Origin of the sequence: Antrihabitans stalactiti (genome assembly GCF_012932915.1) — a bacterium.
GTDB lineage: Bacteria > Actinomycetota > Actinomycetes > Mycobacteriales > Mycobacteriaceae > Antrihabitans > Antrihabitans stalactiti.
Genome location: NZ_VCQU01000004.1, coordinates 243986 through 257151, shown reverse-complemented (window position 1 = coordinate 257151; position 13166 = coordinate 243986). Strand labels below are relative to the sequence as shown.

Below are 13166 nucleotides of genomic sequence, written 5' to 3'. Positions count from 1 at the left end.
AATCGCGCACGGTTCGAATAGGTGTCGTTGGTTCTAATAGGTGTCGTTGGACCGGACCGCGGCGAGCAGTAGCCGAATCGCGGTAACCCGACGTGCCGCTTTGCCTTCGAGGAGGTCGAGCGCGCACTCGGGATCCGCGGGCGGACCGGCGTGCGTGCAGCCGCGCGGGCAGTCCTCCGCGGCGGCGGCAAGGTCGGCGAATGCGGCGATGACGTCCGCGGACGAAATGTGGGCCAGTCCGAACGATCTGATGCCTGGCGTATCGACGACCCAGCCGCCACCGGGCAGAGGGAGCGCGACGGATTGCGTTGACGTATGCCGGCCTTTCCCGACTCCGGACACGACGCCCACGGCTCTGTACGCGTCGGGGACCAAGCGGTTGACCAAGGTCGATTTGCCAACCCCTGAATGACCGATCATGGCCGTGACCTTGCCGTTCAGCATCGCGGTGACCTCATCGATCGGGTCGTTGCTGCCGGCCAGGACGACGGGAAGTTCGAGGTCGCTGAAGGACGCCGCGAACTCTTCGTAGGCCGCCAGGTCGTTCTTGGTCAGGCACAGAATCGGTTGCAGGCCGCCGGCGAACGCGGCGATCAGCGCGCGTTCGACGAACCCGGTCCGTGGTGGTGGATCGGCAAGTGCGACGACGATGAGAAGTTGAGCGGCGTTGGCGACGACGATCCGCTCGTACGGATCGGTGTCGTCGGGCGTTCGACGTAGGACCGTCCGGCGCTCCTCGACACGGACGATGCGGGCGAGTGTGTCGGTCTTCCCGGACACGTCGCCGACTATCCCGACCTCGTCCCCGACGACGATCGGCGTCTTGCCGAGTTCGCGAGCCCGCATGGCGACGACCGGTTTGTTCGGGTCGCCGCCGAGCACACAGCCCCATCGACCACGATCGACCGCGACCACCATTGCGGCTTCGGCGTCGTCGTGTTGCGGTCTGATTTTGGTGCGCGGTCGCGAAGCTTTGCCCGGGCGAACCCGGACATCCGACTCGTCGTACTCGCGCTTTCTCAGTGTTCTGTTGCCCCGTCGCTTCGCTCGCCCCGAGCTGGTTCGTTCTCCAGCATCTGCTGCCACATTCCGACGAAGTCCGGCAGCGTCTTCGCTGTCGTGCCAATGTCCTCGATGTCGATTCCGTCGACTTTGAGTCCGAGAATCGCTCCGGCGGTGGCCATTCGGTGGTCGGCATAGGAGTGCCATCGGCCGCCGCGCAGCGGTTCCGGGTCGATGTCGAGGCCGTCGGCGGTTTCTGTCACCCTACCGCCGAGGCGATTGATTTCGTTGGAAAGCGCTGCGAGGCGGTCTGTTTCGTGTCCACGCAAGTGAGCGATTCCGCGCAAGTGCGACGGCGAGTCCGCCAGGGCGGCCAACGCGGCGACCGTCGGAGTGAGTTCGCCGACGTCGTGCAGATCGATGTCGATCCCGCGCAACCGCTCCGGGCCCCGGACCGTGAGGATCGAGTCCGCTAACGAGACTTCGGCGCCCATGTCGGTCAGGATGCCGCGGATGGCGTCGCCTGGCTGCGTGGTCTTGCTCGGCCACAGCGGAACGGAGACCTCGCCTGCCGTCACGGCCGCGGCGGCGAGAAACGCTGTCGCATTGGACAAATCGGGTTCCACGATCCAGTCGACCGGCGCGATTGCACCCGGGAACACCCGCCAGGTGTTGGCTTCGCCGCTGTCGGTCGGTGTCTCGACGCGAACGCCGGCTTCCCTAAGCATTTCGATCGTCATCTCGACGTGCGGCATCGACGGCACGGACTTGCCGTCATGGTGGACCGTCACGCCTTCGATGAAGCGCGCCGCCGACAGCAGCAGGCCGGACACGAATTGTGAGGAGCCGGACGCGTCGATGGTCACGTCGCCGCCGCGCAGCGACCCACTGCCAGAGACCGTGAACGGCAGACTGCTGCCGTCGATATCGGCACCGATCGCACGGAGAGCGTCGAGGATGATGCCGAGCGGCCGGGTCCGGGCTTGCTCGTCGCCGTCGAACTGGACCGCGCCGTTGGCCAGTGCCGCGACCGGCGGTAGGAAGCGCATGACGGTTCCGGCCAGTCCGCAGTCCACCGCGCCGCCGTGTAACGGTCCGGGCGTGACTGCAACTGTCGTGCCGTCGCCTTCGATCCCGATGCCGAGCGTGCGAAGAGCGTCGATCATCAAGTTCGTATCGCGGCTGCGCAGCGTTCCACTGACGGTCGACGGTCCGGTTGCCAACGCGGCGAGAACGAGCGCTCGGTTGGTGATCGATTTGGAACCTGGCAGCGTCACCGACGCTGTGACAGGTCGGGTTGCGAGGGGCGCGCTCCAGTAACTCACGACCCTCATCTTTGCAGTTGTGCTAGTTCGTGTTGGCCAACAGGGCGTACTGCGCTGCCGCACGTTCTTGGGCGTCGCCTTTGTCGCCGCTGAAGACCCGCGCCACGAAGTCGCGGTAGGTGAAGAAACACGTGAACCTGAGTTGGGGGACCTCGGCGACCGCCGCATCCTTTCGCTCGAAACACCGGGCGTTCGGGACGCCTGTCTTGGCCTCGATTTCCTCCGCTTTGTTCGAGTCTGCGAAGGCCTTGATCCAGGTTGGGAAGATCTCGGTGGCCGCGCGGTCGTCGCGGACTCGGTAGATCGAGGATGCGGTGCCCAGTACGAGGCGGTCGACGCCGTATTGCTGCAGCAATCGGTCTTTGTAATGGCCGTTCCACGTGAAGTGCAGCGCCCCGCGCGGACCGAATTGCTGCACATCACCGGGCTTCATTGCGTGGTCGGAGGAGATGTTCAGGGCCCGAACAACAAGGTGATCCGGGTCGAGGGGGAGGGTTGCGATCTTGTCGGTCGGGGTCGGCGCGAAGGCGTCGATGAGCGGAACCTCTGCATCCAAGGCGTCACTCACCTGCTTGGCGAGAGCATCCAGGTTGGGCGTCGGATAGACCGCCTGCAGCGAGACAACGAACTGCCGTCGTGCGAGAGTTGCCGCGATCGACGCATTTCCCGGTCGCCAATGCGCTTTCGCGTCAGGGTGTTTGCCGATGGGCACCGCCACGTTGTCCTTGCTGACGTTGAAATCTGTCGCATCGATCTCGACTGCGGCTTGGCGCGCGGCGTCCTCGCTCGGAAACCGATTGACCATGATCATCAAGAATTGCGCGCCGTCGAGGTTCATTCCTCTCACGAACTCCTGATTGAGGCCGTTCGCGTAGAAACCGATGATCATGCCGTACTTCTCGAGGACTGGCTTGATCACTGGGACACCGGGTATGAACGACAACACATTTGCCGCACTCTCGGGGTCGTCGACCACTCCCGCTTCCTGAAACTCCAGTGTCGGATCGACGTCGATCACAGTGGCAACCGCGTCGGCCATCCGGTCCGCCTCGCGGTAGCGGCCCCACTCCTGCGATGGCGATGGAAGGGTCACCGGTTCGACGGAGTAACTGCCGATATTCAACTGGCGGATATCGATCTCGCCGGCTTTGGGAGCACCTGAGAGGCTCGACCCGCACGCTCCGGTGAGCGCAGCGACCACAATCAGCACGACTGCGCGGATACGCGCCGACGATCGCACATTCACTCGCGTCAGATTACCCCCGCACCGTGCCGTTAGCGTTACGTTGGGAGATTGCTGAAACGGCAAACATGCTTGCCAATTGGGCACGAATGGGCGCAACCTGACTGCATGACCGAAGCAGCAAGCGAACACGACAAGACCGATGAGTGGTTTTCCACTGATGCCGAGCGGCGGGTCGCCGAGGTAGTTCTCGGCGACCGACGGCACGGGCTGCAGTCCCCAATCGAGAAGGAGAAGAGTTATGTCCGAAAACTCAACTGACCCAAAGCAACTGCGAGTTGGACCACCATCCAGGCACCAGCTGGCTCTGATGATCTGGGTCGCCGTATTCCCCACCCTGACTGTGCTGAATCTGTTGCTTCGCGGCTTACTCGACGAGACGCCGATTATCGTGCGGACCTTCGTTCTTGCCAGCGTCGCGGTGCCGATCGTCATCTACGGGTTGATGCCGCCGCTGCAGCGGCTGCGGGGTTACGTGCTGGACCGTGCTCGGACATAAGACCCGGTTTTGGTCGGTACCCCGTGGCAGCATGGGGCGATGTGCGGCAGATACGCGACGACGGTCGATCCGGGGCTTCTGGCGGTCGAGTTGGATGCAATCGACGAGACCGATCCCAATGAAGAGCTGAAGCCCGAGGAAGCGGGCCCCAACTTCAATGTTGCGCCGACGACCAAAGTAGCGACGGTGGTCAAGCGTCACGACCGTGACGCGCCGGATGCTGAGGCCACCTTGCGCGTTCGCCGGATGCGGTGGGGACTGGTGCCGCACTGGACGAAGGCGGCCGAACCCGGAGTCCCGGCAAAGGGTAAGCCGCTGTTCAACGCCCGTGCGGATAAGGCCGCGACGACGCCGGCGTTTCGCGACGCGTTGAAGTTCAAGCGCTGCCTCGTCCCGATGGACGGATGGTACGAGTGGATCACCGAACCCGACAGTGCGGGAAAGGCGGTGAAGAGGCCGTTCTACATGACGCCTGCCGACGGGTCGCGGATCTACATGGCTGGCCTGTGGTCGGTGTGGCGAGACGGTGGCTCGCCGCTGCTGAGCTGCACGATCTTGACGACCGACTCGGTCGGGGAGTTGCAGCGCATTCACGACCGAATGCCGCTGATCATGCCTAGGGAGCATTGGGCGGCATGGCTGGATCCGGACCACCCTGTCGACACCGGCCTGCTCGAGTCGCCCTCCGCCGAACTGGTCGCGAGCCTCGAAATCCGTCCGGTGTCGCCGAAGGTGAACAGCGTCAGGAACAACAGTCCGGACTTGGTCGAGCGCGCCGAGCAGGCCGAGCAATCGGAGCAGATCAGCCTGCTGTGATGTCCGCGACGACGGCAGAGGTCAGCGCGACCAGATCGTCGGGCGCGAGTTCGATTTCCAGCCCACGGCGCCCGGCGCTGCAGAATATCCGATCCCATTGCAGCGCAGACGAATCCACGACCGTCGCGAGCGGTCGACGTTGGCCCAACGGTGAAATTCCGCCCACAACATAGCCGGTGGAACGCTGCGCCTTGGCTACGTCTGCCATGACCGCCTTGGCAGCACCGAGCGCTGCCGCGGCCGCCTTCAACGACAACTTCGTCTCGACCGGCACCACGGCGACCGCCAACCGTGCGCTCGATAGCTCGACCACAAGGGTCTTGAACACCTGCGCCGCGGCGACCCCGAGTGCCTCGACCGCCTCGTCGCCGTAGGACGTCGACCGCGGATCGTGCGCGTACGCGTACGCGTGCACATTGTGGGGCACGCCACGCGCCACCAACAGTGTCGTGGCGGGTGTCGCGGACGCGGCCATACGGTCACCTTAGGACGTCGGGAACAGGCATCGCGTGCGGTGTGTTGAAGAGGCAAACAGATGAAGGAGTCCTCGGTGCCAGTGCTCTGCGATGAGCGTCCCCTCGAGCTAGAGGTAAGTTTGTTCTCTACAGCAAACGAAGGGGCACGTGTGGGTGGCGGCGACCAGACCGATACCGAACTGGCCGAACGGTTCGAGCGCGATGCGCTCCCGTTGCTCGACCAGCTTTACGGCGCTGCGCTGCGCATGACCCGCAACCCGGCCGACGCCGAGGATTTGGTGCAGGAGACTTACGTCAAGGCGTTTTCGGCGTTCCGGTCGTTCAAGGACGGCACCAACATCCGCGCGTGGTTGTACCGGATCCTGACCAACACTTACATCAACTCGTATCGGAAGAAGCAGCGGCAGCCTGCGCAGTATCCGACCGACGAGATCAGTGACTGGCAGCTCGCGGCAACTGCGGAGCACACGTCGCAAGGTCTGCGTTCTGCCGAAGTTGAGGCGTTGGACGCGTTGCCGGACGACGACATCAAAGCGGCACTGCAGGAGCTTCCCGAAGAATTTCGGATGGCGGTCTACTACGCCGACGTCGAAGGCTTTCCGTACAAGGAGATCGCCGACATCATGGGCACTCCGATCGGCACAGTGATGTCCCGGCTACATCGTGGACGTAAGCAATTGCGTGGCCTGCTCAGTGAGGTTGCGCGAGAACGCGGATTCAACCGCGACAGCGTCGAAGATGCTGTGGCGGAGCAGGAGGTTACGTCGTGAGCGGCCCGGAAGATCTGGAACTCGATTGTTCAGCGGTCATCGCTGACGTGTGGCTCGTACTCGACAACGAGTGCGACCAAGAGAGCCGAAAGCGGTTGCAGCATCACCTCGATACTTGCAGCTCATGCCTGGCGGTCTACGGCATCGAGGAGCAGATCAAGAACCTGCTGAGCCGCAAATGCGGCGGCGAGCGCGCGCCCGAGCGTTTACGGCAGCGCCTCTCGCTCGAGATCCGCCGGACCGTAGTCATCCGCGAAACCGAGACCTAGGGCAGAAGCGGCACGACGTTGTTGCCGGCAGGCGCCACGATTGTGCCGTCCTTCGTGCCGATCGGGCTGTCGGTCATGACGACTTGACCCTCAGCTGCCGTCCCGACGTAAGCGAAGTCTGTGGCTACGACGTATTTGCCGTGGATCATGTACCGGTCAACTTTGCAGTCGGCGATTTTGTCACCCGCCTTCTGGGGGGCGAAGCGGCCGTGAACGTGAACCGTGACCAATGCCGTGCCCAGACCATCGGCTGACGCAGCGGGGTCGCAGTGTCTGTACTGCAAGACCGGTGGCGCGAAGTGCAAAATACCGATCTGGCCGTTGGCCATGAGGCGATAGCCGATCACCGGCAACGGACCGAGATCCTCCGCGGGCGGCGCATCGAACTTGGGCGGGTTCTTTCGCGAACTCTCGGCGGCGGCTTGCTGATCAGCCCGTTCATTGTTGTCGCGCTGAGCGGCGAGTGCGATGCCGCCCATGACGGCCAAGGCCACAATCGCGACGATGCCACTGATTCTGGTCACCGTGTAGGAGCTGTCACTCGGCTCGTTCGCATCGGGATCGCGAAATTTCCATGCTGTGGTTGCCCACCACATGCCCTTCGGGCTGACGATTGCCCAAATCGAGAACGGCACGGCAATCAAGATCAAGACGACGAATGCGCCCACTGGTTCCCCCCGGTGGTGTGTTCGGAAAAGACTAGCGCCTCGTGAGTCTTTTAGGAGTCCAGGGACTCCGAAAAGACTCACGAGGGAAAAGACAAGGGCCCGGATTTCTCCGGGCCCTTGTTGCATCAGCTGTTTGGACGCTTGCCGTGATTGGCCTTGTTGTTCTTGCGGTCACGCTTCTTACGGCCACGCTTGCCCATGTGGGACTCCCTTCGGTTGAAGTCCATTCTCCCACGTGTGGTTGGCTGTAGATCGCAGGCCCGTGGATGAGGAGCTCGTATGGCGGAAGACGTGCGCGCCGAGATGGTTTCGACTGTCTTCGAGGTGGTCGCCAAGACCGGTGACGATGTCGTTGTGGGCGATACGCTCGTCATCCTGGAATCGATGAAGATGGAGATCCCCGTCTTCGCTGAGATCGCGGGGACCGTCACCTCGTTGGACGTCAAGGTCGGCGACGTCATCCAACAAGGCGACCTCATCGCAGTGATCTCCTAGAAGAGCGAGCTGATATGTCGACGCTGAGTGAATTGCTGGCCGAGCACACCGACTTGCCAGGGGCTGCTGTCGATCACCTACAGCGAGTGGTGGGGGACTGGCAGTTGCTTGCGGACCTCTCCTTCGCGGACCTGTTGATGTGGGTCGGGAGCGGACCGGTCAGCGAGGGCAGCGCCGTGGTCTGTGTGGCGCAGTGCAGGCCGACGACTGCGCCGACCGTCATCGCCAAAGACCTCGTCGGCAAGCTGGCGTCCGAGTCCGAACACCCGCAGGTGATTCGCGCGTTGATCGATGGGCAGATCGTCCGCGCGGACGGGTCGACGTCCGACCAGCCACCGCCTGCGTCCCTACGCGAGGCAATTCCGGTCCGATGCGGTGACGATGTGATTGCGGTGCTGAGCCGCGACACCGACTTTTTGCGCTCGAGAATCCGCAGCACCCTGGAGTTGGCGTATACGGCATGCGCGGATGATCTGTTCCAAATGATCAGCGACGGAACATATCCCACACCCGAGGATCGCGCGGCCACGCACTCCAGCCCACGCGCAGGCGATGGATTCATCCGCTTGGACACTGAAGGCCGCGTGGTCTACGCGAGTCCGAATGCGCAGTCCGCCTATCACCGCATGGGCATGTCCGCCGAGCTGAACGGCGAAGACCTCGCACTGATGACACGGTCGCTGATCACCGATCCGTTCGACGCACAGGAGGTCGTCAACGACATCCGCGCGGCGCTGGCAGGGCTGACCGGCCGGCGAATGGAGGTCGATGCGCACGGCGCGACCGTGCTGCTGCGGACCCTCGTGCTGCGGCCCAAAGGGGTCCTCGCGGGCGCGGCGGTCCTGGTCCGCGACGTGACCGAGGTGAAGCGGCGCGACCGCGCGTTGCTCAGCAAGGACGCGACGATCCGCGAGATTCACCACCGGGTGAAGAACAACCTGCAGACGGTCGCCGCCCTACTCAGGCTGCAGGCGCGCCGCACGGACAACGAAGAGGCGCGGGTGGCGCTGACCGAGTCGGTCCGCCGCGTCACGTCGATCGCTGCCGTGCACGAGATGCTGTCGATGTCGGTGGACGAGGAGGTCGATCTCGACGACGTCGTCGACCGGCTCGTGCCGATGATGGCTGACGTCGCGACCGTCAGCACGACCCCCGTGCACATCCGACGCGAAGGCAAGCTCGGTGTTTTCTCTGCCGAGCGGGCGACGCCGTTGGTGATGGTGCTGACCGAACTAGTTCAGAATGCGATCGAGCACGCCTTCGATCCTGGTGCGGTCGGCACGGTGTCGATGAAGGCCGAGCGGTCGGCGCGCTGGCTCGACGTGGTTGTTCACGACGACGGTCGTGGCCTGCCGCCCGGCTTCAGTCTAGAGCGGTCCGATCGGTTGGGTTTGCAGATCGTGCGCACCCTCGTGACCGCGGAACTCGGTGGCTCGATCGGCCTACATCCGGGTACCGGCGGTGGGACCGATGCGGTTCTCCGAGTGCCCTTGGGTCGGCGGGCGGGACGTGGTTAGTCCGGTTCGCGCACAAAAAAATGCCCGGCACCGAGGTGCCGGGCCCCATTCCGCTTCGATCAAACTGAAGTACGTGCCCGCGTCCGCGCGTTGCGACGCTTCAGTGCGCGTCGCTCGTCTTCACTCATTCCGCCCCATACGCCTGCGTCCTGTCCGGACTTCAGCGCCCACGAAAGACACTCCGCGGTCACCGGACAGCGATTGCAGACGATTTTGGCATCAGCGATCTGCGCGAGTGCAGGCCCACTGTTTCCCACCGGGAAGAACAGCTCGGGGTCTTCATCACGACAGATTGCATTGTGGCGCCAGTCCATCCTCTGCTCCTTCGTCGGGTGCGTATTTGCAGCACCACTAAGTCGTTACACGTTTACTTGTGCGTCTCGAATGTTTCCGCACGGTTGCTTGTGAATGCTTTCACGAACACGCGAGATGTCAATAGGTATGCCGCGCTCCGTGGGGTACATCACTCTGTTAGGCTCCCCTTCAGAGGTCCGCAGTCCTTTTTACTCCGTCAATCCTGTTTTCGCACTATAAAGATGGGATTTTGTGCGAACGAATGTTCTGCCATGCCCTCTTGTCGGACCTTCGCGGCCGATGTCAGCCCTTCGGATCGGGCTTCGGGGCCACCACTTCGAGCGCCTGCGGCACCGAATGAAACACCACTTCTTCGCGCAATCCGAGGTAGTCGCCGTCCATCTGCAGACCGATCGGCACACTCGATGTGAACCGGGCGCACGGGACGTCGTCGACGCGAAATAGCTTGTCCAACTTGGGTTCTGCGCCCGGTGTCAACAGTTGCCTTGCGAGCCGCAGGGTCGACACCATGCTCGTCGATCGCATGGCAAACACGCCGAGTCCTGTGTCGAACGACGTTCCGGGGTTCGTATGTACCGGGAGTGTGTTCAGGTAGGTCCACGGACTCGAGTTGGAAACGAACGCGTAATGAACGCCACTCACCGGTTCGGCGCCTTCCAGCTCCACGGTCAGCGTCGGATGGCTGCCTTTCGACTTGAAAAACTCTTGGACCGTCGTCCGAACGTAGCGCGCAGGCGTCACCGCATGGCCGTCGTTGCGGCTCGAATCGATCGCTTCGCACACCCGCGCATCGAGGCCCATTCCGGCCGTGAACGTGTACCACCGATCGTCCGCGTAGCCGAGCCCGATTCGCCTTGTCGTATCCGACGACAGCAGGTCGATCAGCTGGTTGGTGGCCACCACCGGATCGGACGACGTTCCGAGCGAGCGGGCGAAGACGTTGGCCGAGCCACCCGGCACGACCGCGATGCGCGGCATCCAGCCCGCGGACAGCGAATTCGCTGGACCGAGGACGGGCTTGGGGAGGAAGCCGTTGATCACCTCGTTGACCGTGCCGTCGCCGCCGTGCACGACGATGAGTCCCATTCCGTCCGCGGCAGCCTGTTGCGCCAGTTCGGCGGCGTGGCCGCGATGACCGGTGTGGGCGACGGCGAGTTCGACTCGACTCTCCAGTGCATGCGCGAGCAGATCCCGGCCCGCCGGCGTGGTCGACGTGGCGTTCGGATTGACGATCAACAGTGCTCGCACGGGTCACCAGCCTAAACGGACATGAGCGCAAACCCACGGTCGGTCGGTCGGGTGGGGTTGCAATACGCTGGACGCCGTGCCGAAGACCGAGCCGAACTCGCCTCCCAAGCCGATTCGCTGGGCGGGCTCGCTCGTCGCGCTGGAGGGCGCGGTCGCGGTCGTCACAGCGGTGGTCCTCGTCATCCGTGGTCTTGCGGGCAGCGATCAAAGTCAAGCCAACGGGTATGGCACGGCGATCTGGTTCCTGGCTCTCGGCGGCGCTGTCCTCGCCTCCGGCGTTGCGCTCGTCTTCGGGCATCGGTGGGGCCGAGCGGTAGCGGTCGTTGCGCAACTGCTCCTGCTGCCGGTGACCTGGGCGTTGTTGACCGACTCGCACCAGCCGCTCTACGGAGTGCTCTTGGGCGTCGTGGTGTTGAGTTCGCTCGTGCTGCTCTTCTCGCCTGCGGCGGTCCGCTGGTCCGCGCAGGCTTAGGCCCTCAGTCTTCGCGTGCCGCGAGATTCGCAAGCGCCCCACCGCTGAGCCGGAAGGTCGTCCATTCGTCCTGTGCGATCGCGCCCAGCGACTCGTAGAACGCGATCGAGGGTGCGTTCCAGTCCAGGACCGACCATGCCAGCCGGCTGTAGCCCTTGCGAGTGCATTCGCGGGCCAATTCGGCGAGCAGTGCCCGCCCGTAGCCCGCTCCTCGCCGTTGCGGCGTCACGTAGAGATCTTCGAGGTAGATGCCGTGTACCCCGTCCCACGTCGAATAGTTGAGGAACCAGATCGCTATCCCGACGATCTCGCCCTCGACCTCCACCACGTGGGCGTACAACGCTGGCTGCGGACCGAACAGTGCGGTCCGTAGTTGGTCGCTGGTCAGCGTGCACTCGTGGCGAAGTTTCTCGTACTCGGCCAGTTCGTAGACCAAGCCGACCATCGCGTCGACGTCGTCGGGCGTTGCGCGTCGAATCATTCGACGCCGGTCAGCTCTGCCATGCACAGACGCTGTGGGCGACGACCTGATGTACTCCACGCTCGAAGCTGAGGATCGAGTACGCCGCCGCGGCCATCCCGAACCGCACGCCGTCGACTGCCGTCAGGCCGATCCACCGCGCGATCAGCACGCGCGAGAAATGCCCGTGGCCGAAGAGGATGACATCGCGATCGGCTAGCTGCGGCATGACCTCCGCCAGCACAGTGTCGGCGCGTGCCTGCACCTGGGCGGCCGTCTCGCCACCGGGACACGGATGGGTCCAGACGGTCCAGTCCGGGACCACCTCGCGAATCTGCGGGGTGGTCAAACCCTCGTACTCGCCGTAGTCCCATTCGACGAGGTCGTCCCACGTTCGCTCGATCGATAGTCCAGCAAGTTCGGCGGTCCGGATCGCGCGCTGGCGGGGGCTCGACAACACCAACGGGTTTCGAAGCTCCAGCGTGGCGAGTTCAGGCCCTGCCGCCTTCGCCTGCGCTTCGCCGACGTCGGTGAGCGGGATGTCGCTGTATCCGGTGTGCTGGCCTGACTTCGACCACTCGGTCTCGCCGTGTCTCATAACGATGAGCCGGGGATCGGGGGCATTCATGGGCGTAATCATGCCGTGCCCGCGTATGTCTTCGGGTGGGGTTGCCGATGTCGACCGGCAGGATTTCATTTGGGGTTCGGCAGATGGTCGACAGACCAGTCTGTCGCGCGCCACGCTAGCTATGAGCAAGCGTTCGCTCTATCGGAGAATTTACGGAAGGATCGTCACCGTGACGATGGTGCTTGCGGTTGCTAATCAAAAGGGCGGCGTCGCAAAGACGACGACTGTTGCTTCGTTGGGGGCCGCGCTTGTTGGCCTTGACCAGCGCGTTCTTGTCGTCGACCTCGACCCGCAAGGATGTTTGACCTTCTCGCTCGGCCATAATCCGGACCGCTTGGACGTGTCGATCTACGACGTTCTGACATCGGATATCCACGCGAAGGAAGTCCTGCTCGACACCGCCGAAGGTGTGTCGCTGTTGCCCGCGACGATCGACCTCGCGGGTGCCGATGCCGTGCTGCTGATGAAGCCTGGCCGCGAGTTCGCGCTCAAGCGCGCGCTCAAGCCGTTGCACGACGAGTTCGACGTCATCATTCTCGACTGCCCGCCGTCGCTCGGCATCATGACGCTGAACGGGCTCACCGCCGCAGACGCGGTCCTCGTTCCGCTGCAATGCGAGACGCTGGCCCACCGCGGTGTCGGTCAGCTATTGCGCACCGTCTCCGAGGTCCAGCAGATCACGAACCCGAATCTGCAATTGCTCGGTGCGCTGCCGACGCTGTACGACTCACGCACCACCCATGCTCGCGACGTTCTTGCCGACGTTGCGGACCGCTACGGCATGCCTGTGCTCGCCCCAGCGATTCCGCGTACGGTCCGTTTCGCCGAGGCGACGGCTTCGGGCGCGACGGTCATGGCGGGACGCAAGAACAAAGGCGCCGAGGCGTACCGCGAACTGGCCGAGTCGTTGGCCGGTTACTGGTGGGGCGGCGAAGAATTGGTCACCTTCAGCGAATAATCGCG

The 13166-nt window shown here is 63.7% G+C and carries 19 protein-coding genes; 9 read left to right on the top strand and 10 right to left on the bottom strand.

All coding sequences use genetic code 11. The features are described 5' to 3' along the window. Positions 1-33 precede the first annotated feature (33 nt). Genes rsgA through FGL95_RS13535 form a run of 3 tightly spaced genes read right to left on the bottom strand, consistent with a single transcriptional unit; the run spans position 34 to position 3573 of the window. Entirely contained in the window at positions 34-1023 is a 990-nt protein-coding gene (gene rsgA, locus FGL95_RS13545; protein ID WP_169588192.1) for a ribosome small subunit-dependent GTPase A, read from the bottom strand. Further along, positions 1020-2327, bottom strand: coding sequence for a 3-phosphoshikimate 1-carboxyvinyltransferase (aroA, locus tag FGL95_RS13540; RefSeq protein WP_420838042.1), 1308 nt, complete (start codon positions 2325-2327; stop codon positions 1020-1022). Before aroA ends, rsgA begins: the two co-directional genes overlap by 4 nt. Before the next feature lie 22 nt (positions 2328-2349). After that, complete coding sequence (locus tag FGL95_RS13535) at positions 2350-3573, bottom strand: DUF7373 family lipoprotein (RefSeq protein WP_169587554.1); 1224 nt, start codon at positions 3571-3573, stop codon at positions 2350-2352. A gap of 105 nt (positions 3574-3678) precedes the next feature. Between FGL95_RS13535 and FGL95_RS13530 the strand changes: the two genes are divergently transcribed. Genes FGL95_RS13530 through FGL95_RS13520 form a run of 3 tightly spaced genes read left to right on the top strand, consistent with a single transcriptional unit; the run spans position 3679 to position 4885 of the window. After that, on the top strand, positions 3679-3831 hold the full coding sequence (locus FGL95_RS13530) for a hypothetical protein (RefSeq protein WP_169587552.1): 153 nt from the start codon (positions 3679-3681) through the stop codon (positions 3829-3831). 49 nt (positions 3832-3880) lie between these two features. Next, complete coding sequence (locus FGL95_RS13525; RefSeq protein ID WP_206071833.1) at positions 3881-4069, top strand: putative antibiotic biosynthesis monooxygenase; 189 nt, start codon at positions 3881-3883, stop codon at positions 4067-4069. 39 nt (positions 4070-4108) lie between these two features. Then, positions 4109-4885 (top strand): SOS response-associated peptidase, encoded by a 777-nt coding sequence (locus FGL95_RS13520; protein ID WP_169587548.1) that lies wholly within the window; start codon positions 4109-4111, stop codon positions 4883-4885. Here FGL95_RS13520 and ybaK read toward each other — a convergent pair. Next, positions 4872-5360, bottom strand: a complete 489-nt coding sequence (ybaK, locus tag FGL95_RS13515) for a Cys-tRNA(Pro) deacylase (protein WP_169587545.1) — start codon at positions 5358-5360, stop codon at positions 4872-4874. The genes FGL95_RS13520 and ybaK overlap by 14 nt on opposite strands. Before the next feature lie 60 nt (positions 5361-5420). Here ybaK and FGL95_RS13510 point away from each other — a divergent pair, with 60 nt between their 5' ends. Both FGL95_RS13510 and rsrA read left to right on the top strand, forming a co-directional pair. Continuing rightward, positions 5421-6131: a sigma-70 family RNA polymerase sigma factor gene (locus tag FGL95_RS13510; RefSeq protein ID WP_240962980.1), complete on the top strand. Its 711-nt coding sequence runs from the start codon at positions 5421-5423 to the stop codon at positions 6129-6131. Next, complete coding sequence (gene rsrA / locus FGL95_RS13505; protein WP_169587543.1) at positions 6128-6400, top strand: mycothiol system anti-sigma-R factor; 273 nt, start codon at positions 6128-6130, stop codon at positions 6398-6400. Before FGL95_RS13510 ends, rsrA begins: the two co-directional genes overlap by 4 nt. On the opposite strand, the gene FGL95_RS13500 is transcribed toward rsrA, so the two are convergent. Further along, on the bottom strand, positions 6397-7068 hold the full coding sequence (locus FGL95_RS13500; protein ID WP_169587541.1) for a DUF6199 family natural product biosynthesis protein: 672 nt from the start codon (positions 7066-7068) through the stop codon (positions 6397-6399). The two genes, rsrA and FGL95_RS13500, sit on opposite strands and share 4 nt — an antisense overlap. 125 nt (positions 7069-7193) lie before the next feature. Continuing rightward, positions 7194-7268: a 50S ribosomal protein bL37 gene (locus FGL95_RS33150; RefSeq protein ID WP_369299099.1), complete on the bottom strand. Its 75-nt coding sequence runs from the start codon at positions 7266-7268 to the stop codon at positions 7194-7196. Positions 7269-7347: 79 nt separating this feature from the next. Between FGL95_RS33150 and FGL95_RS13495 the strand changes: the two genes are divergently transcribed. Both FGL95_RS13495 and FGL95_RS13490 read left to right on the top strand, forming a co-directional pair. Then, entirely contained in the window at positions 7348-7563 is a 216-nt protein-coding gene (locus FGL95_RS13495; protein ID WP_169587539.1) for a biotin/lipoyl-binding carrier protein, read from the top strand. Between the two features lie 14 nt (positions 7564-7577). Further along, a complete protein-coding gene (locus FGL95_RS13490) occupies positions 7578-9080 on the top strand; it encodes a sensor histidine kinase (RefSeq protein WP_169587537.1) in 1503 nt (500 codons plus the stop codon). 59 nt (positions 9081-9139) lie between these two features. On the opposite strand, the gene FGL95_RS13485 is transcribed toward FGL95_RS13490, so the two are convergent. Then, positions 9140-9394 carry a WhiB family transcriptional regulator gene (locus FGL95_RS13485; RefSeq protein WP_169587535.1) on the bottom strand — a complete coding sequence of 85 codons (255 nt, stop codon included), beginning with the start codon at positions 9392-9394 and terminating at the stop codon, positions 9140-9142. Positions 9395-9677: 283 nt separating this feature from the next. After that, on the bottom strand, positions 9678-10643 hold the full coding sequence (locus FGL95_RS13480; RefSeq protein WP_169587533.1) for a diacylglycerol kinase family protein: 966 nt from the start codon (positions 10641-10643) through the stop codon (positions 9678-9680). A 76-nt stretch (positions 10644-10719) separates the two neighbouring features. Between FGL95_RS13480 and FGL95_RS13475 the strand changes: the two genes are divergently transcribed. Then, complete coding sequence (locus FGL95_RS13475) at positions 10720-11115, top strand: hypothetical protein (RefSeq protein WP_169587531.1); 396 nt, start codon at positions 10720-10722, stop codon at positions 11113-11115. 4 nt (positions 11116-11119) lie between these two features. Here the strand turns inward: FGL95_RS13475 and FGL95_RS13470 are convergent, their stop codons facing one another. Beyond that, the gene (locus FGL95_RS13470; protein ID WP_169587529.1) at positions 11120-11596 is read right to left on the bottom strand and encodes a GNAT family N-acetyltransferase; all 477 of its coding nucleotides are present in this window, start codon (positions 11594-11596) and stop codon (positions 11120-11122) included. A gap of 10 nt (positions 11597-11606) precedes the next feature. Next, the gene (locus FGL95_RS13465; RefSeq protein ID WP_206071832.1) at positions 11607-12203 is read right to left on the bottom strand and encodes an acid phosphatase; all 597 of its coding nucleotides are present in this window, start codon (positions 12201-12203) and stop codon (positions 11607-11609) included. Between the two features lie 169 nt (positions 12204-12372). Between FGL95_RS13465 and FGL95_RS13460 the strand changes: the two genes are divergently transcribed. Further along, positions 12373-13161: an AAA family ATPase gene (locus tag FGL95_RS13460; RefSeq protein WP_169587525.1), complete on the top strand. Its 789-nt coding sequence runs from the start codon at positions 12373-12375 to the stop codon at positions 13159-13161. Positions 13162-13166 lie beyond the last annotated feature (5 nt).

Excerpts from the sequence above, each read along its gene's own strand:
- FGL95_RS13530 (WP_169587552.1), top strand. The coding sequence starts at position 3,679 with ATGACCGAAGCAGCAAGCGAACACGACAAGACCGATGAGTGGTTTTCC.
- FGL95_RS13525 (WP_206071833.1), top strand. The coding sequence starts at position 3,881 with ATGATCTGGGTCGCCGTATTCCCCACCCTGACTGTGCTGAATCTGTTG.
- FGL95_RS13520 (WP_169587548.1), top strand. The coding sequence starts at position 4,109 with ATGTGCGGCAGATACGCGACGACGGTCGATCCGGGGCTTCTGGCGGTC.
- ybaK (WP_169587545.1), bottom strand. The coding sequence starts at position 5,360 with ATGGCCGCGTCCGCGACACCCGCCACGACACTGTTGGTGGCGCGTGGC.
- FGL95_RS13510 (WP_240962980.1), top strand. The coding sequence starts at position 5,421 with ATGAAGGAGTCCTCGGTGCCAGTGCTCTGCGATGAGCGTCCCCTCGAG.
- FGL95_RS13495 (WP_169587539.1), top strand. The coding sequence starts at position 7,348 with ATGGCGGAAGACGTGCGCGCCGAGATGGTTTCGACTGTCTTCGAGGTG.
- FGL95_RS13490 (WP_169587537.1), top strand. The coding sequence starts at position 7,578 with ATGTCGACGCTGAGTGAATTGCTGGCCGAGCACACCGACTTGCCAGGG.
- FGL95_RS13485 (WP_169587535.1), bottom strand. The coding sequence starts at position 9,394 with ATGGACTGGCGCCACAATGCAATCTGTCGTGATGAAGACCCCGAGCTG.
- FGL95_RS13470 (WP_169587529.1), bottom strand. The coding sequence starts at position 11,596 with ATGATTCGACGCGCAACGCCCGACGACGTCGACGCGATGGTCGGCTTG.
- FGL95_RS13465 (WP_206071832.1), bottom strand. The coding sequence starts at position 12,203 with ATGAATGCCCCCGATCCCCGGCTCATCGTTATGAGACACGGCGAGACC.